Source organism: Paenibacillus sp. FSL L8-0435, from assembly GCF_037965655.1.
In the GTDB taxonomy this organism is placed as follows: Bacteria; Bacillota; Bacilli; order Paenibacillales; family Paenibacillaceae; genus Paenibacillus.
Genome location: NZ_CP150185.1, coordinates 1079616 through 1105142, shown reverse-complemented (window position 1 = coordinate 1105142; position 25527 = coordinate 1079616). Strand labels below are relative to the sequence as shown.

Sequence of the window (25527 nt, the reverse complement as noted above, 5' to 3'; positions counted from 1 at the left end):
TTTATTCCCCGTAAATCTCTTTGACCCGTTCTTCCTCATTCGTAGACAACAGAACATTAAGCAACCCCATGGCATTATTGGCATCGGTTCTCGTCGTCTTATACATCTCGGCAAACGCCGCTTCATCCTGCTCCGGGTCCATTGCAGCAAGCTTGCCCCACGACGTGTGGGCTTTGTCGTATAGCGTACTCAACGTGATGTCACGCGGATGTTGTGCAACAGGTGCCATGGATTCAAATTTCGCTGTGACCCTGAAGAAATCCTTGGAATCCTGGAACGATGTACTGTTATAATCCTTATTTTTCATCGCATCTTCGGTAATCAGCAGTCCTTCACGGGCGATAAACAGTGTTTTCACCATGGCACGCTCCAGATTGGTTGCTTCTTCCCAAGTTATATAAGATTCATCAGGTGCTTGTACGGTTGTGAAAAAAGGAAAGGCATCATCAATCAACCGCTGCGAATCGGAGTGAATCGGCACCCCTGCATTCATGTCCACAACGGCATCGCTATAATTAGCGACATTAATATTTTTTGAACCTTCCTCACTAACTCGACGTACTGGATGATCTGTAAGCGGGATACGGATATAACCGAGTTTATCGGCATACTGCTGCTTCAACTCTTCCAGTGTGGAGTCCTTTCCAATCTTGCCATCATTAGTGGAAGAAGATTCTTCTGTAGTTGAACCTGTCTGCTCACTCCCATTCGAATCGGTTGCTGCGGTTTCTGTTACGGCAGTATTCGAGCTGCTTGTCTCTGACGAAGCGACTTTTGTACCGGAAGCAGACTCCGGCGATGACGTCTCCTTCGCTCCACCACCACAAGCTGTCAGAATCGCTGCCAAACCAAACATGACTGTGAACGTCTTTATCGTATAATTCCATTGCATCGTATAATCTTCCCCTTATCCTATGTATATTCCTGAGAACCATTAACCTCTGCTCCAAGACTCGAACACTTACTTACAAAAATATCCTTTCATATAACATGCTTGATTCACACAATTGGACATGGTCTACATTCTATCATAAGTTAAAAATCGGTTGTATACGACGATATACCTGTGTCTAAAGCCTTTTACTATGCCCACATTAACTACCACCGCAGCACAAAAACACTGTCGCCCGTATGGACAACAGTGTTCGTGAAACGTAATTATTTAATCCCTTTAGCCTTCTCCATATGCTCTGACCGAATCTGAGGGTCTGTCGAATTGACCGATGATAACAGAGCGTAGATCGCCTGAATATCTTTCTCTTGAAATACGGTTTCAGGAACCTCACTCTCAAGTCGTTCCGTCTTCCGCTGAATCGTTTCCACCAATTCATGATCGTAGATGATCAGTTCATCCGAATTCACATACCTCACAGCAGGATCAACACTGATGCGGCAACGGTTGGTGAAGGTCACCATGGAGACAAGACGTACTCTTTTGTAGTCTCCGAGGTGTGCATGGATGGCTTCCACATGTGCACGATGCTGCATGAGTGGATTGTACATTTTGACCCGGCTGCTGCTGACCGACCAATTGGCCTCTCTTCTTCCGCCGCGAATCTCACCTGTCGTCAGATTTCGGGTTTCGATCACGAAGATTGCCCGCGGACCGATTACAACATGATCAATCTGCGAATAACCGGAGCGTGACTTCGGATTGGTAACGAGCAGGTCGTTCAGCACTTTATATTGACTTGGAAGACCTATCAGCTGATCTGCTGTACTGGGCTCCTCCGGCTGGCGTGTCCAATCCCCTTCCGCTTTTTTCTTGCGCTTACTACGGACCATACGCGGGGGAATGGTTGTCGTTGATGGTAACGCTGAAGCGGAGGCTGTAATCTGGTTCGCAAGTTCTGGTTGTGTCTTGAACAGAGACAGGATTTTCTTGAACATGGGCAAGCTCCGTTCTATTATAGTGTGGGTTACGGGTGACCATTACAGGAGGAATAACATCCTTTGACACATTCATTATGTAAACTTCTATTACTTATGTCGGATAAAGCGGGGTAAAAATAAAGGGAAAACGATCAAAATCTCTCCAATACGCAAAGTACATATGAACATTTAACCAATTTTGTGACTTTAGACGCATAACCAAGTTGCAAAATTGAAAAAAAACAGCGCAATCTTTTCTGAATCGAAAAAGTATTACGCTGTTGTTCTCTTGGATGTTAAGCCTGAAGATAATAGGTGTAGAGTACCTGTGTACCTTTCTCATCCAGACCATTATTCGCTATTTCCTGATACAGGGATTCGGCCAGAGCCAGCCCGGGCGTTTTCATACCCATCGCTTTTGCAGACTCCAGTGCAATTCCCATGTCTTTGATAAAATGTTTCACATAGAATCCAGGCTCATAATCGCCTGCGATCATGCGCGGACCGAGATTGCTGAGCGACCAGCTTCCGGCTGCACCGGTAGCAATGCTCTTCAGCACGGTCTCCGCGTCCAGACCAGACGTCTTGGCATAGGCAAGTGCTTCGCATACGCCCATCATGCCAGAGGCAATGGCAATCTGGTTGCACATTTTGGTATGCTGCCCTGCTCCCGCCTTGCCTTGCAGCACAATGTTGGTGCCCATCTGCTCAAACAACGGACGAACGGCTTCAAAGGCCTCCGAACTACCCCCAACCATAATGGACAGCTTCGCATTCTGCGCTCCGATATCACCGCCCGACACAGGTGCGTCCAGTGCATGCAGTCCTTTGGCTTCCGCAGCTTCAAAGATTCGTGCAGCCAGTAACGGACTGGAGGTCGTCATATCAATTAGATACGAACCCGGTTTGGCATTGGCTACGAGCCCATCCTCACCGAGATAAATCTCCTCTACATCCTTCGGATACCCCACCATTGTGATGATTACATCACACGCAGCAGCCAGTTTGCCTGGTGTGTCATGCCATACGGCACCTTCCTTCACCAATGCTTCCGCTTTGGCAGCAGTTCGCGTGTACACATGCAGCGGATACCCTGCTCTCTGGATGTGCCCAGCCATGCTTTTACCCATCACGCCTGTACCAATAAAGCCAACTTTTGTCTCTCCAGGTGTCTTAGTCGTTATTGTCATCGTAGGTTTCCTCCCTATTTCTCTATGCCTCGCTCAGTGCTTGTCTTCGACATTGCTATATCTGTATGTTAAAGCTTTCTGCTGAGTCCGTCCATATCGCTTGCAGCTTTCTGTGAAAAAATCTGAAAAAGGAATCAACTTCCTGTATGCTGTACAACCTAACGGAAACTTCCTTCATTGGAAAGGAGGATTCGCATGAGTCGTGAAAAAGGTCAGATTACCATCTGGTTGTCCTTTTCCATCATTTTATTAAGTGCCGGATTGGTCTGCCATGTCTTGTCCATTCCAGGAATTCTCGAAGCAGCAGGCAGGGATGGATGGTTGTCTGTCGTGGCGGCAGGACCTTTTTTCATGTTGTTTCTATGTATGATGTATATCATCATTCGGCGAGTACGTGGACAGCGATTAACAGATTGGATTACGCGAGAATTCGGTGCGGTCCCTTCCTGGATCTTCCGAATCTCCGCTTCCATTCTGCTGTTCACGCTTGGCATACATACGTTGTATGAGACAACCAACTGGACCGTATCCACGTATCTTCAATTCACACCTCCCTATGTTCTGGCAGGTGGCGGAGCACTGGTTGCTGCGTGGGCAGCGGCTAAAGGCATACGCTCCATCGCGATGACTTCCAGTCTGCTGCTGCCCTTTGTCATTTTGCTAGGTTATTTTGTAATGTCCGCCAATATGAAATACAAAGACTACAGTCTATTGTTCCCGATTATGGAGAACGGTATGGGTCCCGTGTGGCGGGGCATGATCTACTCTCTTGCCGGGCTTATGGAAATCTGGATTCTTATGTTGTTCCAACATGAAGTCAAAGGCAAAATTCGTTGGTGGCACGTTCTGATCCTTGGCGTGTTTATGCTCAGTATGGCGATCGGACCAACCATCGGAGCCATCGTGGAATTTGGTCCCGAAGAAGCAGCCAAACAACGAAACAGTCCCTATGAGCAATGGAAACTTGTGAATATCGGCAAACTTTTGCAACACGTTGATTTTCTGTCCATCTATCAGTGGCTTAGTGGTTCCTTCGCAAGGGTCGCTATATCCATGTATCTCATCGTGGATCTGCTGAATTTCCGCAGACCGAAGAAACGATATATCGCGATTCTCACCATCACCGTCATCATGAGCTTCATGGCGATGCAATGGTGGCGCATTGATTACGTCGACTATTACGTGGATCATATTCAGTTCCCGGTCATGCTGGCCTATGTCTCAATCGTTACCGTGATATTAACCATTGCTGCATTAATCCACAAAAAGGACAAGGAGGCTCCCGAACGTGCCGATCTCAGCCCAGCCCAAGAATAATCGTGAAGTTGAACCGTTCCGAATGAACGAGCATAACCTGAATACCTTTTTTGCCGGATCTGATGATGTCATCATCAATAGTCATATGATCGGAGAACCTCCGATGCAACTCCTTATGACCTATTGTAGCGGTATGGTAGATAGTGAAGCAATCTACGATATTATTCTCCCGGAACTCAGACGAACATATGAAAATACACACTTTATCCGTACATCCGACATTGAAAAGTGCATCAGCCTGGATTGGACCCGAATGGATCTGCAAGATCCCGCATTTGGAACTGAACTGATGTCTCTCCGTGTTTTTGAAGGTCATATGTTAGTCTGTGTACCATCCCTGCAAACCATGTGGAGTATTGATATATCTAACATCCCTACTCGGACACCGGAGGAATCGACCACCGAAGTTTCGATCCGCGGGGCAAGAGATGGGTTCATTGAACCACTTGCCGTTAATGTTGCCTTGATACGCACCCGTCTGCGTACGAACCAACTGGCCTGTAATATCGAACTGATCGGTACACGTTCTGCAACCAAGGTGGCATTGATGTATATCAAGAATATCGCAAATCCAGAGCTGATCGAAGACGTCCAGGAACGATTGCGTAAGATTGAGATCGAACGAATCTTAACCGCCAATGAACTGGAAGAATTGCTGTCGCCTTCGAAGATTACTTTGTTTCCCGTCACCCATTATACGGGCAGGCCTGACTTTGCTGCAGAATGTCTCCTGAACGGACGTTTTATCCTCATTGTCGACGGCAATCCCAGCGCTATTATTGGGCCAGTCAATCTGTTTCTTTTGCTCAAATCACCGGAGGATGCCAGCTTTCCCTTCTTGGCTGTGAACGTAGGACGGATGCTGCGCTTTCTTGGCCTGATGATCACCGTGTTCCTGCCCGGATTCTATATTGCGCTGACATCCTTTCATATGGATCAGATCCCCTTTCCTCTAGTCGCGACGATCTCGGTTGGACGCATGGGACTTCCAATGGAATCGGGAATGGAGATGTTTCTCATTATGCTGCTGATGGAGCTGTTCCGTGAGGCAGGGGTACGTTTGCCAAGTGCCATCGGCCAGACATTAACTGTCGTTGGAGGTCTGATTATCGGAGATTCCGCCATTCGAGCCGGCATGGTCTCTCCCCTCATGATTGTCATCATCGCAGTTACCGTCGTAGCTGGAGCAACCATTGTGAATCAGGTCATGACCAGTTCTGTGCTGATCCTGCGGTTCCTTTGTTTTGTCTTGGGGGCATCCCTCGGCATCTATGGGTTCATCCTGTCGTTGATTATGTTCCTCATCTACCTGACCGATCTCAAATCATTTGGCATTCCATATCTCACGCCGTTAACACCCCTTCATTTCAAACAAGCAATAGCTTCATTATTCAAACTGCCAAAGGGGTTAGGGAAACGAAGACCCGTCTATCTTGAGACTCAAGAACCGCGCAAGAAAGGAAACGGACGATGAAACACTTGTTACAGCGATGTTTGCTGGGTCTGTTAAGCCTATCGATGTGTGTGATGACGAGTGGGTGCTGGAGTGCCTTTGAGATTCAACAGGTAGACTACGCCAAAGCATTTGGGATTGATTATAAGGACGGCATGTATCATCTGTATGTACAAACAATGGATTTTGCCAGTGTCGCCAAAAGTGAAAGTTCAACCAAAAGTGCAGATACACCGCCTGTATGGGTCGGACATGCCGAGGGGAAAACCATGAGTCTAGCGCTGAACGAACTGTTCCGTACGGCTCAATTACACATGGCTTGGGGGCATGTGACAGCTATCGTTATGGCCGAAGGTGTGCTGACCAGCAAACATATCAAAGAAGTGTTCGACATGCTGGGACGATTTCCAGAATCCCGTTATACAACTTGGGTATATGGAACACGAGCGCCTCTGGAGGAAATCCTGAGTGCAACGTCCATCTATAATATGTCGCCACTGGACAGCATTCTTCACAATCCACTCCCCACGTACATGGAAGAATCGTTGTACCCGCCTGTGCTTAGCTTTAAGCTCATAGCAACACATAATGATCCCGCTACCACGACGTATCTGCCGAGTCTTGCCTTGAACGATACCCAGTGGGCTGAGAATGAGAAGAAACATGATTTGTTTCTGGTGGAAGGGGCCTTTTTCGAGAAGACTGGCTATGACTTTGAATACTTTCCACGCAGTCAGCTTCCCGGTTATCACTGGTTAATCAAGGACATGCGGCGTGCTCCCTTGCTTGTGCAGAAGGATGGAACGATCTATGGGGCACTCAGTGTAGGATTGCCAAAGATCAAAATTAAACCTGTCATTCAGGGTGAAGACGTTACGTTCAACATTGACGCCCACTACCTCACCGCCCTGTACGAATACCTGGTGCCCACCTCTTATGAAGAGATGATCCAGATTAGTGAAGTGAAGTTGCGGGAGCAGATCATGCAGACCTATCGTCACGGCCTTGAGCGTGGTGTGGATATTTACGGTCTTCAGGAGAAGCTGTATCGCAAAAATCCGAAACTCTGGCGTAAGTTATCAAACAACGGGAGCAAGATGATGCTTACCGAAGACTCGATCCGGGATTTAAAAATCCACCTCACCATCCCGTATACAGGGAAATATAAACGGAAAGTATAGCAAGAACACGAAACATCCCTTGTCCGTCTGGAGCCGGATAAGGGGTATTTGTGTAAATGGATGTCGTTCGCTTGCAGATCGGATCATGCGGATCTATGGCTGCGAAGTTTCCATTCCATCAGCCAGCCTGTCAGTATTGAGAAAGACAAGCCGAACAGCAGGATCGGCACGTTGTAAAACAGTATGTTCGTGTATTGGTTCAGCCAACCAAAACGGTATACTGCCGAATTCGGATCATTCGTAAATCCATTGAGTTGTATGCGTAAGTCATCCATGATACGTAACTCCAGAAAGACTGACAACATACACAGTAGGAGAGCAACCAGTGGTATGAAAGCATGCGCCCTTCCTCCCCAGCTCTGACGCTGATCATATAACCACCATTTGGACAAAGTTGTCGTCCAGATACATAGAATGAGAAAGGTCAGAAGAGATGGAAATAACACCAACAGCCCTAGATTCCCGTTACCAGATACGCCTCTACCGGGCTCATGCTGGAAGGTTAATCCACGTACAGCGCCGATCATAAGAACATTCCAGGTCAGGAAGATGAAGTATGGCTTGTTGATTCTTTTGATGCGACTCATATTTGCTTCCCCCTAATATAATGCATTACCCGCAACCGAGTAGTCAGAATTAAGGTCTGAGGAATGAGCACAAAGACAATATACATAAGTACAATTAACCATAGATGTGCGGCAAAATGTTCTGCACCAAACGTTAGTTTCGGACGCTCTATGTAATACCACCAGCATGGGATGGCAATAAACCATGTCAATCCAGTCGAGAGGAACAAGTCTTTCACATCGCTCCACAGGAAGCAGAACAGCGCGACGAACAAGATGGGCATAATCCATGAATCCAATATTGGCCCCCAGCTCTGAAAGGCAAAGATAATGGCAGGATACAGAAGGTTGATGGTCCAGCGCCAGATGTTATTAGTATAAAGATTCATTAACTTCTCACCTCATTACATACCGTTGCAAATGTACTAGCAGAAAAATTAGAATAAAAGTGTCGTTAGAGTTTATCACCAAAAAGGAGAATTAAAGCTTGATGAAAACAAAACTTATGGCTCTATTCTTACTTGTTTTTACACTTTCAATAGGAGGATGTTCTAGCCTTTCCACATCAGATAAGCAAAACATTCTTGAAAAAGCTACACCCGTCAGCATCCAATACATTAAGAAGTATTACGACGCAGACTTTGTCATCACGAGTCATGATATTGACGACCGTTCAGTCCATTCCCGCTTGTACCTGTATGGTCATGTAACAGGTCACGAAGATGAGCACATTACCGTTTCGTATAACTATGGCACACAGGAAGTCATCAGTGTGGAAGGACCGGGTTGGTTCATCGATAGCCGCAATCCAAAAAAATAAGATCCGGCTAAACTGCAATAATACATACAGTTAGCTCGTTATTTGCCTTTGTTATCATGGGAAAGAAATGAACAGATGAAGCATGATTTTGGATATTATAGCTCATACTACCTTCAGGAAAATTATCGAAGGAGTGACAGCATGAGGTTAAAAAGTATCATCGCCGTTGGAGCCGTGTTAACTTGCTCAACTTTGTTATGGGGATGTGGTAACGGCACTGCGAATAATGCATCCCAGCAGCAAAATGACACTATTCGGTCGGAAAGTTGGAACGATCCCCAACGACTGGAAGCTTCCCACCTTGAGGCGCTTGAACGTATGGAGAAAGATCATATTCACCGGATGGTTTCGCTTAGCGCAAGTATAGATGGAGACAAAGTGATGACTACGCTTGAACGGTCGAGCCAAAAGTTGGAGGAAATGAGACCCCTCGCTGAAATGCTCCAGCACGAAGGGCATCCCGCATTATTACAGCGAATCCAGGAGATGTCCGGTGATATCCAAGGTTCCAAATCCGTCATTGCTGAGATGAAAACTTTGCCTCAGGACGGTAAAATTAAGATTCAGTCCGAGAATTCCGATTCCTTGCATCACATCAGCAGCTTCCGCGATTACCACCAGTATATTCAGGGACAAGTGCAATCTTTAGACGGTAAATCTACGCAAATGTCCCACTAACCCTAAAGATAGTTCAGAGAATCGTTACAGTCGGAATACGATAATCCGATGGTTAACGGTTCTTTTTATTAACTTCATAATGTATCTCTCTTCGCTACAGATTCATTCCACCCACAACGACACCCAGATGAACACGCTAAATAACAAGACCGGCGTAAGTGCACCTGTGGCTAGGATGATCCAAAGTGTCGCGGGCTTGATCCTTTGGCAGTATGCATCGACCTTGCGCATCCGATCTTTCCGCCACTTGGCGAACCTGAGCTGTCTGATCATTCGATTCAGAACTTTTTGCCGCTGCTCGCCCTCTTCGAATTCATCGATCGCACGCCGCAACTCCTCGTATAATTGAGCCTCTTCCTGACCAGCCACTGTAGGTGTAATCATCTGATCCTTCCTCCCATGAGTACATTATTGAGATACAGCCTTTCGCCTAATCGAACCATCATTAGTACGCCTGTATTCTAGTCACTACCAACCTAACTAAACCACTACTTAAATAACACAGCAAGGACCTTCAAAGTTTGGAGTTTATCAAAAAATGAAAAACCCAAAAAGCCCGGGCATGGCCCGGACTTCGTTGAATCATATTGAACTATTTATCTAAGTGCTTTTTAGCCCGCGTTAGCGATCAAAGCATTCAGACATACTGCGCCTTGTGCACGTACATTAACGACGATAATCGGCGTATCCAACATGTCGTGCATCCATGACATATACTCTTCTACTTTTTCGTTTGGAAGGATCGTCAGAATAACCCCTGCGAATCCTCCACCATGAATACGACAAGCGCCGTCACCCAGGTTTTGCAGATAATTCTCGGTCAGTGCCAGCGCGATGCCAATCTCTTGTTCCTTCACAGCACCACTCTGATATACATTCTGCAACCACTTCCATGACGAGTTACCAGACGCCGTAATCAGTTTCAAGAAATCAGCAAAACGTCCATCACGCAACGCCTGAACCTGACCATCGACACGATTGTTTTCCTCCAGAAAATGAAGTGCACGCAGCACGGCACGATCCCCAGCAGCTTCACGAACCTTCTTGAGGTTGGCATAGATGGCGTCTGCAGTAATTTCCCGAACATACTCACTGCCCAGTGCCTGAGCAACCGCTCTCATCTCATATGGCACAGCAGCGTAATCTTCTGTCAGATCAGCGTGGTTACCGCCCGTATTCACAATGACCAATGAGTAGCCGTTTTGTTGGAAATCCCACTGAACAGGTTCAATGACAGGCTGTGCGGGATTTTCAAAATCAATAGCAATGAGTCCGCCGTACGCACAAGCCATCTGATCCAACAGACCGGAAGGTTTGTTCCAATAGTGATTCTCCGCATACTGACCGATCTTGGCCAAGGTCACAACATCCAATGCTCCATCGTTATAGAAATGATTCAAAATCGTACAGATCAGCATCTCAAATGACGCCGAGGAACTCACCCCTGATGCCGAAAACACGTTACTCGAGAGATACGCCTGGAAGCCGCCTACCTTATATCCGAATTCTCCAAATCCCGCAGCCATACCGCGAATCAATGCTGTTGTGCCATCGTCTTCCGTATTTGGCGTGAGGTCCGTGAGATCGATTACATATTTCTTGTCATAACCTTCTGAATAAAAGGTAATAACCGAATCCGCAGTTGGTGCTGCCACTGCAATCGTATCCAGCGTAATGCTGCCCGCCAGCACTTTACCATGGTTATGATCCGTATGATTGCCGCCAATCTCGCTGCGTCCTGCTGCGCTGAACAACTTGCTTCCCTCTTGCGGGCCGAAGTACTCTTCAAACGTTGCGTTCAGCTTTGTGTAACGTGCAGTCTGTTCCTCTACTTGTGATTGTCCATACATTTGGGCAAGCAACGCTTGGCCCTCCGTGGATTGGATCAGATTCAATGGTTGTGTCGTCATTAATAATCCTCCTATGGATATGCAGCTTTTATTTTTAGACTGTTGGTGAACATGGTTGTTGTGTCTGTTTCATGCCTTATTCCTCTCCCATTATCTCAGCTTCGTAGCGGAAAAGGTAGGGTAGAATTGAAAGTTTGTAAGCGTTTTGTGAAGTTATTTGTTGTAAAAATAGGATTGAAAACCATTTTAGAATAACTTAAATTTGGTTTATGTGAAAACACATTATTTTCCAACCTCAAAGTTGCTATGCTTAACATCTTATTGATGGAGGGAACGATGAAAATCAAGTCGAATTATACCAAGTTATTTGGTGCATTTTCGCTTACATTTTTGGGTGATGGACTTACACTTGCTGCGGTTCCTTGGCTCATATCAACCCTTACAAGCGATACGCTGTATGCTTCTGTCACCATGACGGCACTTCGTTTACCCTGGCTACTCTTCAGTCTGCCCGTGGGTGTTCTCATCGACCGATACTCACGCAAACATATGCTGATTGGGGCAGGTTTTACGCGAATGATTCTTCTGCTTGTCCTGACGTTATGTATCTGGGGAGGATGGGTGAGCATTCCGATTCTGGCTCTGTTCATGTTTGGGATTGGCCTGAGCCGAGTTGTATTCGACAGTACGGTGCAGACGGTAATCCCACAACTGGTAGATCAAAGTAAATTGGAGAAAGCGAATGGGCAGTTCACCGCTGGACAGTTAATCACAAGTGATATTCTGGGCGTTGCCCTGGGAGGGTTCATTATCACCCTGCATATTGTTTTTCCTTTTGCCATAGACGCTGTAACAGCTGTTATTGCTCTGCTCTTTTTGATCAGTTTGAAGGGAAACTTCTACCCAGGGGATACGGAAACAACCAAGAAGGAAGTTCGCCCGATGAAGAATTGGAAACGCGAGATGTGGTCCGGTATTCGATATGTCTATCATGATCGTTTTCTCCGCGGACTAGCCATTCTGTCTGTCACCATTACGCTGATGTATTCGATCATTCTGGCTACTCAGATTTTCTTTGTACGAGATGTGCTTCAGTTGGATGCTTTTGCATTTGGTATTCTCATCTCCATTGCAACAATCGGCAGCATTGTAGGGAGCCAGGCTGTTGCTTATATGCGTAAGAAATGGAGTACAAAACAATTGATTATCTCCTCCATTTTGTGCATGGGAATCATCTACGGTGTGGTGGGTCTAACTACAAATGCATATATGGTAGGCGGACTGTACTTCTGTGCTGCATTTTTCATTATTGTCTACAATGTTACCCGTTCCTCCATCCTGCAACGTTCCGTTCCTAATGAGATGCTTGGCCGGGTCGGAAGTGTGTTTCGCTTTTTGTCCTTTGGGATCAGTGCCATTGGTACGCTTCTCGGCGGATTATTGGTGCGAATTAGTGAAACGACTTTTGATCGCGTATTCTCGCTGCAACTCCCTTATCTCTTGTTAAGCCTGATCTACATCCTGTCTGCTCTGATATTCGCTATGAAGATGCAGAATCATTCAGAGAGCCAGCAGCGTAACATCAACGCTTGACTGTTACGTTAGGTCATACTTGATAATGATCTCAAGCTTACACGAAGGAGAGATTAAGGATGAAGATTACCGCGTTACGTTCAGATCAAATCTATGAAGAGATCATCCAGGCTGCACCCGATGAGAAATTGGAGTTATACCGCGAGCGAATGATGAGTCCATTCATGAACAAATGGAACATTCAACAGATCCCGTTTCGCTCTCAAGAGCCTCACGGCTTCGATGTGATTATGATGAATAATTTTATGAATATCGCTCCCGCAGATATCACACCTGAGATTAAAGCATCGTTAGCAGCGATCTCGTCCGAAGCATTTTGGCAACAGTGTCATGAAGCTGTTCGTACAAGTTTATCCACCTTTACAGATCACGGGATTGAGCTATCAGTCTCCGAATATCTATACACGATTTTATTAGGCGACAAGAATAGCCCTTCACTCATGATGAACGAAGGTATCAGCGGAGACGGTGGAATCCCGGGTTACATTATTGCGAACCTGATCCCCAATGGGTATACTCTACCTCGTATCCAATCCGTGTTAGCCCATGAGTGCAATCATAATGTGAGATATCAATATATCCAGTGGAGTCCACAGATTACGCTTGGGGAGATGGTGGTTAGCGAGGGGTTGGCCGAGAGTTTTGCGACATCCCTGTATGGAGAGGAGTTGCTAGGCCCATGGGTAGCCAAAACGGAACTGGAGACTTTGAATAACGTTATCAAGCCAAAAATGAAAGACCAGCTGCATGTCACCGGTTTTGACCAGATCAATCCGTATCTATACGGCGATGAACTTGCCATCATGCAAAATTTCACGCCCGTAGGTATGCCCTATGCGGCTGGCTATGCCTGCGGTTATCACTTAATTCAATATTATCTGCACAAAACAGGTACACCGATTACCAAAGCAACCATCACTCCGGCAAGTGTCATCCTTGCTGAAACAAAGGACTTTTGGAATGAAGACACCCTATTTCACCGTTAAAGATATCATTCAGATTACCGGCATCACCAAGCGCGCATTACATTATTACGATAAAACGGATCTATTGAAACCGAGCAAAGTCGAAGACAATGGCTATCGGTATTACGATCAAGAGGCACTGGGGAATCTGCAAATAATTCTTCTGTTCAAAGAAATGAATTTCTCCTTAAAAGACATTGCAGCCATGATGCAACTTTCCAAAGAAGAACAAAAAGATATTCTGAGAGAACATCGCAGTACACTCGTTCAACGCAAACAAAAGCTCGAAACCATCATCGACCAGTTGGACGAGTATGTGGATGGGAAAGATATCTCTCATCTTCATCTGTTTGACGACTCTTCCATTTTGTCTATCGAAGAGCAGTATCAATCTGAGGCAAAGTTTGTGTATGGAGACACCGAGAAATATCAGGAATTTGAAGCTAATGTGAGCGAGCTGTCTGCGGAAGAGCAAGAAAAAGCCTACCAGCAGTTCTCGATCAACATGGAGCAGGTATTTCGGGAATTGGCGAAGCATCAGGATCGGTCCCCTGCTTCTCGTGAGGTCCAAGCGTTAGTGCGTGAATGGAAGGGTTGTCTGGAACAATTTATGGTCTGTGATGATGAGATTCTGAGGTGTATTGCAGAAGCCTATACGACCGATCGCCGCTATGCGGGTTATTTTGATCAGTTTGGTGATGGGGATTTTTTGAGGTTTTTGTATCGAGCTATTTTGGTTTATGTGGGGGAGTAAGAAAAAGTCTTAACTTGTGACTGCGAGGAGACTACTATCACATTAATCTAACGTGATAAATAGCGTCAACCTACAAATCCCGGATACATAGTGTACCCGGGTTTAATCAGTTTCAGATTAAGCTTTGTCGATCATTGATTATAGTAATCCAACGCACGCCTTGGCTTTTATCCTTCTAAATCTTGAGAGCTGAAAAGCGTTCAAATTATGCAACCCCCCCCCCCAAGTTTACTACTACTCATTGGCATTTTAACTACCGAAGATGATTGTTAAACTATCATTATAAAGTTATGTAAACATAACCTATCCTGCTAGCGTTGCTTCACATAATTTCAAAAATAAACTCTCACCATCATGAGGTCTCTTGCCTGGATCATGCGATAAGGAGTTATAGATGACATCAAAGATGTGTTCTGGCCCAAGCCAATCATCTTTTGTAAGTACTCCCGATGGGTGTCTTTTATTCACGATATACCAAAACACACTACAAAGTTGGTAGACATCCGAACATTTCATAATTTCATCTTTATTCCCAATAGTTCTATTAAGTGCTTCAGGAGACATCCAAAACTTAGGTCCAATGTTTTCGTTGTCTCCTGTTAAATCCTCCTCTTCATCCGCATCATGGAACTTGCAGAGTCCAAAATCACTTAATAACCAAGTTTCACCAGATACCAGTATATTTTCAGGTTTAATGTCTCGGTGTATCGCCTTTTTGTGTATTACTGCCAGAGCAGCCGCTAATCCTTGAAATTGTGCTATATATTCAGAGAAATCAATCTCCTCTCGCTCAAGCAAAAAATCTCTCAAATTTTTATTTGCTAAAGTCATGATTATGAATGGAATTTCCTTATTCTTCTCTTGTTTATTTATTTTATATTTACCAATGCATTTCCCATTAGCAATGTATTTTATCAATTGCTCATGCTCTACTTCTTGTAGTAATTTTATTTCATTCATAAATCTTTTGATCCTTTTAGTTTTGAGAGATAATTGAAATTTGATTGCGTACTCTTCCCCTGTTACGTAATCCACACATTTATGAACAACTGCGTTTCCGCCGTTCCCTAACTTTTCAGCATCAACTACATAGACTCTCCCGTTCTCATCTTCAATTCTATTGGGAATGTAATATACTTCTCTTCTATTTTGCTCTAAGAATAGAGTGATCATCTCCGCCATTTAAAATCACCTCCATCTAGTTACACTTTTTATGTGTCAAATTGGAATTTGACGCCTGAAATACTTGAGTATCTGAGTCCCAAGTCAAATCTATGTTATCTAAATCTTCATCTGAATCAATTATAACATTACATAATGAACAACTATTTTCTTGTCCAAGTGCGCACATAACCTCAAATAGCATTTTTTTTAATTCCTCTTTAACACGACCCTCAGGGGCAAGTCCTTTATACGTTCCAGATAAAATATTCTTCAGAAAATCTTTTCTCCATCTTCTACTCGCCAAAGAATTTGCATGTGAAACACATTTAATTGCATATTCCGACAAAATCTCAACATCTGATTCTGGGGCAGTGAATTCATCTAATATTTTTAGATCTCTCCTTAAGAAGGTCAGATCTCTATTTTCTAAGCTAAATTCTGTATTTATATCATTTTTTATTTCTTCTTCTCTTCGTAGTTCTAATATAGCTAGATACAAACTATAAAAATCGGATTTTTGACGAAATCTCGTAGTAGATATTTTATAATTCACATCGAATATATATTCGATATCTTTAATTACATTTGTGAATTCACTATCTATCTTCGTGCGGTGGGCATCATCCCAAACAGAATAATTAATATAAAAGTCATCTAATGATTCCTTTTTCTCTTGCGGGCCATCAATTGTTGCAGCTAAAAGCTCAGAAATATACTCCACATCCCCCATTCTTTTGCTATTCGCAGGTGTAAAAATTCTTGACTCATCAAAAAAAGGTAACTCTGCTTTAAATTCAGATAAATTCAAAAATTCTCCTGGGAAATCAGCTTTTCTCAATTCTTGTTTATTAAGAGGAATATTATATTTATTTAGCCTTGAATAAATCTCACGTGCATCCTCATCAGTTGCATTTTTCAACTCATTGAAATCAATTAAATAAGACAAAAATGCTGTTTGTACTTGTTTCCCCTCTTCTTCAGGAAGTTGTGAAAATTTCAATCCTACGTAAGGACCTTCATATGGGCTTGATAATGAATACTCATCTTTAAGATAAGACAAAATAGATTTTATACGCTGCTGCCCGTCTATCACTTTTCTATATACTCTTCCATCTTTTATTATGGAATGAACAATTATTTTCGGCATAGGAATATTCTTTAATATAGAATCTATTAACATTACTTGAGCAGCTCTTGACCATACTTCTTTTCTTTGAAAATCTGGAGTAATTTCAAGAGTATTGGAGTTAGCCCAATCTCTTAAATCTGCAATACTTTGATTAGTAGGTGTCCAAAACACTTTATCACCATCCTTAATATAATAATGGAAGCTTACTTAAGTCAATAAAAGGAACTTGTCCAAATATAAGTCCACTTTCCCCCTGAAGCCTTGCCGCCAGATGACCTTTTCCAAGTAATTTCTCCGCGCCCTTTTCACCCAATGAAATCTCCGAGGTCCCCACGCTTTCAACTCTCAATATTAACCGATTTCCTAGATTATCTCTTAACTGAACTGGCAGCACGTTTGCGTCTGGCCGCTGAGCCGCGAAAATTAAATGTATTCCCGCAGCACGAGCCTTTACTCCTAAACGTTGAACAATAGAAGACACTGCGCTCTTATATTCATCAACAAGCATCCATTCTGCGAACTCATCGTGAATTAAGAAGATAAGAGGAAGCTTTTCCCCGTCCAATACTTTGGCATTATAGTCTATCAAATTGCTCACTTTACTTTCTTTAAACTTCTGATATCTATCATTCATCTCTTCCACAAGATCTTCAAGTACCTGCGTAGCTTTATCCTGATCATCAATAATACCCTCAACAAGATGAGGCAGATCAGCAAGATGCATATAATCAACGCCGTACTTAGGGTCAATTAAATAAATTTGCGCCATAGCCTTGTTATTCGTCATACAGATGTCGAGTATAAGGTTTTGGAGTAAAACTGACTTACCACTACCCGTTGCACCAGCAATAAGGGTATGTGGTGCATGTTGGGCTCCACCTTCAAACTCTCCACCTAGATTCAAATAAAGAAGTTCACCATCAATTTCTTTAACACCAATGACATAACTCATGTTTAGACCGGATGCATTATTCTGTACCTTTCTTACTTTCCATACATCAGCTAACGAGATACTTTGCCTATTTGCTCGGGCCAAAGAAACAACAATTTCTCCTGGCTGAGCCATGATATTTATTACATCAAGAGCATGCGTAGTAAGAAGCATAGATCTTCTTTTCTCGATATCTTCAACCTTTAATTGATCCGAGCCTTTAAATCTTATTACTATAGCGTTTGGCGTTAACCGGTTGCCAATAACCTTCGCTTGCAAGTTATAACTTATTAGTGCCAGCCTTAGTTTATTTACCATTTCATTAACCCATGCTTGATTTTCACTATTTTCTTCAGTACTTTGGGAATTTTGCTGAATCCAATTAGCTAATTGAGGACTTGCCCATGATATATCAGTATTACTTCCAACAACTGATTGTTTTTCAGCTGGTAAATTATCTATATTATTCTTTTCTACTTGATTAACATCTTTATTACCCTCATCAGTCTTCTCCGAGGATTCATCAGAACTTCTTCCCATTTTCTCAAATTCTGAGTTATCAGGTACAACACCTCGATTCGAAATGTCACCATTGTTACTAGCAGCAACATAATTGATTCTCGGAGCGGGTAGCTTGGCTTCGAATAGTTCCCAAGGTTTACTATCATCCAATTTCTCACGAATTGAGATAATAGACTCTCTTTTGTGATATGCCAATACTAATTCTCGTACTAAATCCCTAGTAAACACTTCCTGGTAGCATTTTTTAGCATTAGTAATAGGAACTCTTTCGCTGTCCAGTGCAATATCAGGCAAAGTGGACAAGAATACATGAGAATATCCCTTAATCTCAATAGGTACCTCTCCATTACGAATACCCTCTCTTAACTCTTCAACATTAAATGGGGCCCCAGGAGGTAGTTCAATACCATCATTCAACATATCGCTTAATCTTGATAACCATAAATCGCGGTCAAGCCTTCCTGGATCACCAAAAAGTGCATTGTCCATTCTAGATACAGTATCACGTAACTGCTTTGAAGAGTTCTTTTTCGCTTCAGATACACCCCTTGCATCGACATACTTCGCCTCAGATATAAATACCTGTAGTTGCTTCCTATTATCAATCAATTTAGGTGCCAGAGCTAATATATCCGCAATTTGTTCCTCTTTTTGTCCAAGCCAAGTTGCGTAATCATCTAAGAAAAACCAACCTGCCGTTTGTTCTTTCTCCATCTCAGATTGGAGGATCGCTTTACTTAACACCACTCCAATTAACTCACCTGCAAATACACCACGCTTTGCAGCACGAAGTACGATATCACCCGAGATTGAATTGGCATCCTCGATGAAGCGATCAGTAAGCTCAACTAGCTCAGTATCTGCTAAACCAAGATTTAAAGCGTACAGTCTTCTTTTTACTAGTACATTAAGCAAGTTTAATTGCGATTTTGATGAGACAACTATGTTAGAACCGTGAGATTTGTTGTGTTGGTACTTTATCACTTTAACGCCTAGATTCTTTAGTTGTCTGCGTTCTAGTAGTTCGTCATAGTTTACGACCCACTCACCTAACTTATGTGCCTCATCGAAAATAGCTTTAACTTTTTCATTTTGAAAGGATATCTGTCTCGCTGGTAAGAAGTATCTTCCTGGAGCAACATCCTTACCTCTTACTACAGAATAAACTGCTGAAAGATACGACCATCCTACAGAAGGTTGACTTGGACATGTTAGATATACGGTAGATTTGAGCTCATCCTTGCCTGTAGATCTTCTTCTCGCCCATCGAGGAGGGTAATGATTGAGAAGTTCTGGAATCTGCCTAATCTCTACTTCATCCCATTCTAGATTAGCTTGCCTTGAAATCACGTCTTGAAGAAAAACGATATCGGCTTGTTTTCCTTCTTTTGTATCTAATGAGGTGGCTTCATGTGCCATTACACCCACACGCAAACGGGCCATAAAGTCACGAGTCACTTCACTTGCTACAAAAGAATCCGCATCACTATCCGTATTCTCAATCATTTTCATGTACAATTCATTTAATTTATTCGTGTCACGATGTCTTAATATAATTTGACAACGAACTTCATCCTCTGCCTCATGCATCGTAGCAATTGAATTCACAATAGTTTCAGGTAGTCTTGTAGAGTCACAATTGTACAATACTATACTTAAATTGGTTTTTTCATGAGGTTGTAAATCTAAATAACGTTCAACAAGATTCAGCAGCTTATTACTTGCTTCTTTAGGGTCTTCATTAGTCTGTGTATCAGCATCTTCACGTACCGGGTATTCCATTAAGCTGTAATCATTTTTAGAATCCGTAATTGCAAGAAGCACCGGTTCCTGTCCCTTATAACCGACTGCTACCTCCGGATAGTAAGGACTTATAATTTCTTCTTTAAGGTCTGTAAAGAATAATCGTTGATCTCCAAAGTCTACTTGATCTGTAGTTAATACATAATTAATTAATCCAATGACTTGTCGAGCTTTCACAGATTTTTCTGCCATACGCATCGGGTGCCATGGAGCTACTATAGTCATTGGTTTGTTTTTATCCCCGTCGACCCTAACGTTTCCGATACTCATAACAGGTTGCATTATACTAATCCGATTCAAATCTCCCACCGCGTGTTCTTGAAGAGAAAGTAAGAATTTATCATACAACACACTTTGTTCAATCATTGAATCTGAGCTGATACCATCCTTCAGCCAATTACTGATAGATTGTCTATATATATTCGAGAATTCTGTCCATACTTCTATAAGCACAGCGTAGTCCTTTTGCGAGAGCCTCTCTTCTTCAAATGAACTCTTCAAATTTTTTAAGATTAACTTTTCTAAATCTGTCGTTTTATTATACACCCCAACTAGCGATCCCCTATTTTGACCAAACACCGCTTGTATTGTACCTACATCACTCAAAGATAGTCCTTGAAGTTTCCCCTTTTTACTTACTGGATTTTGTGAAACGGTTGAATAGGAAAACGGATTCTCAGCTAATCTTCTCAGATCATCATACAGTTCAAGACCAATCTCTAACGGATTACCTTGCCAAATAAGCTTAACTTCATTTTTTTGTTTAGCTCCTTTCAAGTCTTGATAAGTTAACTCGAGATAAAATCCAATTTGAACAGCAGATTTAGCAGTTGATATATTCTTTTTGTAATTTTTTCTCTGTTTTGACTCTGAAACTAAGTGATCGTACTCAAATAAATTATACGTATCCCAAATCACTTGCCAATCATTTGTTAGCTTTTCTAACCCTCTATATGCATTGCAAAAAAACAAACCAACATCTTCATTTAAATCCAACCAAGACTTTCTACTAGTTGTCTTCTGGGTTCGAATTCTCAGTTTCTTTTCCCCAGTAGAACTATCACACTGTGCAAAAAGTCTCTCAGTTGCATCTAATAGTCCAACTAAGAAATCAGTGCATTCAATCGCTTTGCCATAAACAAACCGATCCCACTCAGCTTTTAAAGCCTTATCCGTCTCTAAATTTTGTCGATGTTTATCGTAAAAATCCTTATCTTCCTCTGTAGCTTCCTTTACTTGCCGTTTTTTAAACCGTTCTTTGAAATCATTCAAATAGGTAAATTCATCTTCCGTAAGAGTTTCGGGGAACTCATCTTCATAAAGTTGGCAAGTTTTTTCAGCCAAATCTATTTTCATTGGCTTTAACTCAAAAAATAACAAATTTACTTTATCAGACTCCCATTCTAACTCTGCAAGATTTTCTGCAGCAGTAGACCAATTGATAGCAGACTCAATGAACAACTCCATAATGGGTTGAACGGATGGATCAATTTGGCTTTTTACCTTATTGTAAGATGTCCGAATATCACTATTTTCAATAATTTGTCGATTTGGATGTTGCTTATATAAATAACAGGATCTTTTGGTATATGCATTCACAAACATTTTCTTCCATCGATTAGCGTGACCTAATGCTTTTTCAGGAATAGCATCGAAATAAAATGAGTCACGAGGAATACGAAGAGCTGGCAATGCCCAACCAAGTGCTCGTACTACAGGGACACTATCTTCGTCAATTGTTTCACGAACCTTTACTATAAATTCACTAAATTCCTCTAGGCTGCACTCATTCGCTTGCTGTAGTCCTTTTAACGCTTGTTCCCAATACCATTTTTGATCATCACTTAATGGTAGATTTTTGCTTGCTACCTGAACCCAAATTTCATGTTGACTCTTTAAATCACCCGCTCCAACTCTTGCAATATCTCTTAGAGATTGTCCTTGATCATCATTTGTATTAGCTAGCAAAATAGCAGGTTTATTACATGAAGCATTTCTCCAAAATGTGGTCTTCTCGTCAGTAACCATTTCAGTAGGTAAACCACTGCCTTCAACTAGTTTCCTAGGAACTTTAATGGCTAATGTTGATGAAAGTGAAACATCCTGATTAATTGTTTTACAGATATACGACACCTGATCGCCTGTAAGTCTATCTAATAAGAAACGTGCTATACCTTCTTCAGATTGGCTATTGTGTAACTGACGACGTAGATACTCTGTTGCTACTTGTCCAATTAATTCTAATTGATTCATTTATTTATTTCCTCCTGAATGCCGAAGGGATTTTCAACATATGCACAAGCATCAGACAATCTCCGTAATAATCCCATACTAGCAAGTCGTTGTTCGAGTCGTCTTGCATTGTCAGAAAAGGCTTCTAAATCTGCTCTACCAGCTTCCGTAAGGGCAAGTGCCTGCTTATCACCAATAATGAATCCGTATTTCTCATACAACTTTTCTAAGAAGTCTTGAAATTCCATTCTTTTCGGAACAACACATAATACTAAAGATTTTAATAGTGTATCTTGAGGAGCATACCTAAGCCTCCTTGAACCTCTTCTGGAAGAAAGTCCAATCTCCTTACCCCAAACACTATGAAACTTATCGACGTGCTGTTTATGTCTGTTTATAGCAGCAGATACAAATTTATTTATCACGTCTTCAGGCGAATTTGCAGACTCTATTTCACTTTCTTTATTGTCTTTAGGCCATGAATATGCATTTTTCAACAATGAAATTGCTTCACTAATATCTGTTATTTGCCCCCACTCTTCTGTATAAACAATCTGTCTAATATAAACTTCTATTGTTTTCCGCGAGAGATTATTGTGCTCTGTAAATAAATCAGATGATAGCTCCCGGACAATTGTTTTCTTAGGTGATACGATCTCTAATATAAATGTTAACTTTTGGTCATCTTCTAATACAGCCTTCGCTCTGTTTAAACTATATATAATCATGTGCAACCCTGTTATATTAACAAGGTGAGGAATTGCATCATAGTTCGGAATGTCACTCTCTAATAAACTCAACCAATCATCTGCAAGCGCTTGATATTCTGGTAGAGATAAATAAGGTAGATAGCCCCCTGGCTTCACAGTAGAAGAGTTTACTGTTTCAGTAGGTTCTAATGCAGCTACAAGACGATTAAATTTATTATCTGGGTTTAAAACACTTTTTTGTAAGTTTTCAAGTAATCTGGGGCCTTTTCCGCTTCTCGTCAACATCAAGTATAAAAGCTCGCCCGTTCTACCGAAAAATCTTCTGTCATTTGTGGGAGTCTTATTTTCTTTAACTTTTAGATCTTCGTACAGGCATTTGGGTCCATATGGAAAAATAAATTGAGAGCTCCATCGTTTATTGTTATCTCCTTCTATAGTTGTCTCTCTTAGAAATTGAACTACTAAGGAAAAATCTTCAAATTTAGGAAAACGATTCTCTAAATATGAAAAATCTGCATTTACAATTCCAGCCTGTCCCTTTCCCATCACTTCGTACCATTGTGACCATGCTTCTTTATTATCATATTTATACCTGCTAGCTATTAATGTTAATTGAGGGTTATTAAACAAAATGTTTCGCAAATATAGTCTTGATTGAGGCAAATAGGCCAATTTATTAGGCTCAACTTCAAAAAATGCTCTTCCTTTGTCTAGTTCAGCTTGAAGCACATTTAAAAATTCCATAAAACATAGCCATGGAGTTTGCTCATCGTATAAGCGATGTCCCCAAATAGCCTCATCAACCCACATATCTGAATCAATTTGAGTTGGTCGGGGGAGTCTATTCTTCATTGTAGTTTACCTCTACGATTTTATCGTCTATCAAACCATCCTGATTAAGCCAGATAACGCTAAATGAAAGATCACTTTCATCAACGATATCTTCTTCATCCAATTTACGACGAAGTCCTAAATTTTTCAGTATTTTACTCTTAAAACCAAGAATATCCTCATAACATTCTCGTGAAAAGCTGCCGGGCAAAGCCCCTTCTGCCACCCTTGACAAAAACTCATATCGAACTAATGTTAACGGCAATTCTACAGGAGCAATTGAAGGTGATAGCTTTACTTCAACTACAAGCTTTCCAATATCGTTCATTCTAATTTGCACATTTTCACCGCGCTTTTTAGGAACAGAAATTCTTTCTTCAAAAATTCTACTAACTTTAGCCTGTGAGTGACTACCGGATGTCGCTAATATCAGTTCGTCATTGTTCTTTGCTAATAACCCAGTAAAAATCCGATTTAACCCTTGAGAAATTCTCGAAGTTATCTGTGACATGACTTTGCCATTTTTAGCTGCGACTCTGTACACGTCAGATAAAAATTCACCGGCATATTGAAAGGTTGTAAGATGCCAAAGTTTGAGTTCCTCCTCTTTTTCTCTTGGAATTACAAAGAACAATCTTTGTCTCTGAGATTGAAGCGAGTTTAAAAAACTCTCGCCACTATCTACAATACCTTCTAAATAATCCTTTTGATTCGCGCGAAATGTTTGGTCAGCACCGTAGTATAAATCATTAAGTACGAGTTCCTCATAGTACATATTGAGATCAGGATCATCTTCGCCAAAAATTAAAATATTATCAATGGTATTGCTCGTCTCATAACCAATTCCAAATCTACCTAATGTAGCAAATACATCTGTTGACTCACGACGTCTCTCTGTGAGGTTCTCACCTAGAACATTGCGATAAATACTTGCAAGCGATGTTTTATTATCGTCCACTATTTTTACTGCATCAGAGCATGACATCAGTCGATCTTTAGCCTCTGGGTGACCCAACAGCAAATTTGATACTAGAAGAAGCAATTGTCTAATTGGAAGGTGTACACCATTTAGTTCACATAACTCCAACAGATCAGTAACTCTTGAACGGATTAGTTTGTCGCCCTTGAAACCTTCAAGTCTTTTACGATTTTCCCAAATGGGACAATTTTTATCCGTTTCATCTGTCTCTCTTAAAGAACATTTATTACAATCGTTCCATCCCTGATGTTCTAGTACCACATCTACGATTTGTGGAAAAAGAGTCGCCGCGCTTATTTGACTAAGATTGTATAACTTTAAATGATAACCAATCATTTCTTTCAGCTCAGAAACAAGCAAATCCTCTACGCATTGTTTTACACGCTCTGTCTCAAGGTCAGAATCAATATGTTTCCACGCTTCAATCAATTGCCCGTCATTAGCAGCAATTAAAAAAACGTTGCTATCATCAGAATTAAGAACTGAATTAACAAATAACTTTAAGATTCCTCTTTCCTCATCTCTCAGTTCGCTTAGATCTTTTACAATATATAATTTCTTGGAGCTTGGAAGTAATACTTCTTTTATTTTATCGTCATTTTGCCAAGTTTGTAGCGAACCGTTTAACGACAACCAAACTTCCCTACAGTTATATGTTTTACCGTCCCCGGCCGTACCTGTTAGGATTACAGACTTAGGATTAGAAGATTTAAAATTTTCAACAAGTTCACTTAGATAAACGGATTCAACAATTATTGGATCTATTTTTTTTCGCCTAATTATCCTATGGATTGCCTCATCATACATATTATCATTACGTGGTATTGGACCATACTGCCTCAAAAAACTGATCCATTCAGATCGTATAATAGTCATTATGTACTACTCCTTCCTGAAAAATCACTACTTTTGCTCTACATTCATTATAAATGAATTTCCTTTTTATACAAGAATCTAACATTATAAGAAAACAAAAAAAGTCTGGTA

At 41.8% G+C, this 25527-nt stretch carries 20 protein-coding genes; 8 read left to right on the top strand and 12 right to left on the bottom strand.

Going from position 1 to position 25527, the window contains the following annotated elements; all coding sequences use genetic code 11:
• Position 1: 1 nt before the first annotated feature.
• The 3 genes from NST33_RS04965 to NST33_RS04955 all read right to left on the bottom strand — a co-directional run bounded on the left by NST33_RS04965 (position 2) and on the right by NST33_RS04955 (position 3062).
• Complete coding sequence (locus NST33_RS04965) at positions 2-892, bottom strand: hypothetical protein (RefSeq protein ID WP_339307061.1); 891 nt, start codon at positions 890-892, stop codon at positions 2-4.
• Positions 893-1158: 266 nt separating this feature from the next.
• Positions 1159-1890: a nuclease-related domain-containing protein gene (locus NST33_RS04960; RefSeq protein ID WP_036606252.1), complete on the bottom strand. Its 732-nt coding sequence runs from the start codon at positions 1888-1890 to the stop codon at positions 1159-1161.
• A 278-nt stretch (positions 1891-2168) separates the two neighbouring features.
• On the bottom strand, positions 2169-3062 hold the full coding sequence (locus NST33_RS04955) for an NAD(P)-dependent oxidoreductase (protein ID WP_339307057.1): 894 nt from the start codon (positions 3060-3062) through the stop codon (positions 2169-2171).
• A gap of 195 nt (positions 3063-3257) precedes the next feature.
• Here NST33_RS04955 and NST33_RS04950 point away from each other — a divergent pair, with 195 nt between their 5' ends.
• From NST33_RS04950 to NST33_RS04940, 3 genes are read left to right on the top strand one after another with little or no spacing between them, the layout of a single operon-like run.
• Positions 3258-4379 (top strand): endospore germination permease, encoded by a 1122-nt coding sequence (locus NST33_RS04950; protein WP_339307055.1) that lies wholly within the window; start codon positions 3258-3260, stop codon positions 4377-4379.
• Positions 4351-5853 (top strand): spore germination protein, encoded by a 1503-nt coding sequence (locus NST33_RS04945; RefSeq protein ID WP_339307053.1) that lies wholly within the window; start codon positions 4351-4353, stop codon positions 5851-5853. Before NST33_RS04950 ends, NST33_RS04945 begins: the two co-directional genes overlap by 29 nt.
• Positions 5850-7013 carry a Ger(x)C family spore germination protein gene (locus NST33_RS04940; RefSeq protein ID WP_339307052.1) on the top strand — a complete coding sequence of 388 codons (1164 nt, stop codon included), beginning with the start codon at positions 5850-5852 and terminating at the stop codon, positions 7011-7013. Before NST33_RS04945 ends, NST33_RS04940 begins: the two co-directional genes overlap by 4 nt.
• Positions 7014-7096: 83 nt before the next feature.
• Here NST33_RS04940 and NST33_RS04935 read toward each other — a convergent pair whose 3' ends face one another.
• Together NST33_RS04935 and NST33_RS04930 are read right to left on the bottom strand one after the other, a co-directional pair.
• Positions 7097-7600, bottom strand: a complete 504-nt coding sequence (locus NST33_RS04935; RefSeq protein WP_339307051.1) for a hypothetical protein — start codon at positions 7598-7600, stop codon at positions 7097-7099.
• On the bottom strand, positions 7597-7968 hold the full coding sequence (locus NST33_RS04930) for a hypothetical protein (protein WP_339307050.1): 372 nt from the start codon (positions 7966-7968) through the stop codon (positions 7597-7599). The genes NST33_RS04935 and NST33_RS04930 overlap by 4 nt, the downstream gene beginning before the upstream one ends.
• A gap of 101 nt (positions 7969-8069) precedes the next feature.
• Between NST33_RS04930 and NST33_RS04925 the strand changes: the two genes are divergently transcribed.
• The gene (locus tag NST33_RS04925) at positions 8070-8399 is read left to right on the top strand and encodes a hypothetical protein (RefSeq protein WP_339308609.1); all 330 of its coding nucleotides are present in this window, start codon (positions 8070-8072) and stop codon (positions 8397-8399) included.
• A 141-nt stretch (positions 8400-8540) separates the two neighbouring features.
• Complete coding sequence (locus tag NST33_RS04920; RefSeq protein ID WP_339307048.1) at positions 8541-9077, top strand: hypothetical protein; 537 nt, start codon at positions 8541-8543, stop codon at positions 9075-9077.
• Positions 9078-9179: 102 nt separating this feature from the next.
• Here the strand turns inward: NST33_RS04920 and NST33_RS04915 are convergent, their stop codons facing one another.
• Both NST33_RS04915 and NST33_RS04910 read right to left on the bottom strand, forming a co-directional pair.
• Positions 9180-9461, bottom strand: a complete 282-nt coding sequence (locus NST33_RS04915; RefSeq protein ID WP_339307046.1) for a hypothetical protein — start codon at positions 9459-9461, stop codon at positions 9180-9182.
• Positions 9462-9688: 227 nt separating this feature from the next.
• Positions 9689-10987 carry a galactokinase family protein gene (locus NST33_RS04910; RefSeq protein WP_339307044.1) on the bottom strand — a complete coding sequence of 433 codons (1299 nt, stop codon included), beginning with the start codon at positions 10985-10987 and terminating at the stop codon, positions 9689-9691.
• A gap of 276 nt (positions 10988-11263) precedes the next feature.
• On the opposite strand from NST33_RS04910, the gene NST33_RS04905 reads away from it, so the two are divergent.
• Genes NST33_RS04905 through NST33_RS04895 form a run of 3 tightly spaced genes read left to right on the top strand, consistent with a single transcriptional unit; the run spans position 11264 to position 14239 of the window.
• Positions 11264-12520, top strand: coding sequence for an MFS transporter (locus NST33_RS04905; protein WP_339307042.1), 1257 nt, complete (start codon positions 11264-11266; stop codon positions 12518-12520).
• Positions 12521-12579: 59 nt separating this feature from the next.
• Positions 12580-13506, top strand: coding sequence for a DUF2268 domain-containing protein (locus NST33_RS04900; RefSeq protein ID WP_339307040.1), 927 nt, complete (start codon positions 12580-12582; stop codon positions 13504-13506).
• Positions 13481-14239, top strand: coding sequence for a MerR family transcriptional regulator (locus tag NST33_RS04895; protein ID WP_339307038.1), 759 nt, complete (start codon positions 13481-13483; stop codon positions 14237-14239). The genes NST33_RS04900 and NST33_RS04895 overlap by 26 nt, the downstream gene beginning before the upstream one ends.
• Positions 14240-14542: 303 nt before the next feature.
• Here the strand turns inward: NST33_RS04895 and NST33_RS04890 are convergent, their stop codons facing one another.
• Genes NST33_RS04890 through NST33_RS04870 form a run of 5 tightly spaced genes read right to left on the bottom strand, consistent with a single transcriptional unit; the run spans position 14543 to position 25416 of the window.
• Positions 14543-15421, bottom strand: a complete 879-nt coding sequence (locus NST33_RS04890) for a protein kinase (protein ID WP_339307036.1) — start codon at positions 15419-15421, stop codon at positions 14543-14545.
• Between the two features lie 16 nt (positions 15422-15437).
• Positions 15438-16703 carry a DUF262 domain-containing protein gene (locus NST33_RS04885; RefSeq protein WP_339307034.1) on the bottom strand — a complete coding sequence of 422 codons (1266 nt, stop codon included), beginning with the start codon at positions 16701-16703 and terminating at the stop codon, positions 15438-15440.
• A gap of 13 nt (positions 16704-16716) precedes the next feature.
• Positions 16717-22041 (bottom strand): FtsK/SpoIIIE domain-containing protein, encoded by a 5325-nt coding sequence (locus NST33_RS04880; protein ID WP_339307032.1) that lies wholly within the window; start codon positions 22039-22041, stop codon positions 16717-16719.
• The gene (locus NST33_RS04875) at positions 22038-23582 is read right to left on the bottom strand and encodes a hypothetical protein (protein WP_339307030.1); all 1545 of its coding nucleotides are present in this window, start codon (positions 23580-23582) and stop codon (positions 22038-22040) included. The genes NST33_RS04880 and NST33_RS04875 overlap by 4 nt, the downstream gene beginning before the upstream one ends.
• On the bottom strand, positions 23572-25416 hold the full coding sequence (locus NST33_RS04870; RefSeq protein ID WP_339307028.1) for a hypothetical protein: 1845 nt from the start codon (positions 25414-25416) through the stop codon (positions 23572-23574). Before NST33_RS04870 ends, NST33_RS04875 begins: the two co-directional genes overlap by 11 nt.
• Positions 25417-25527 lie beyond the last annotated feature (111 nt).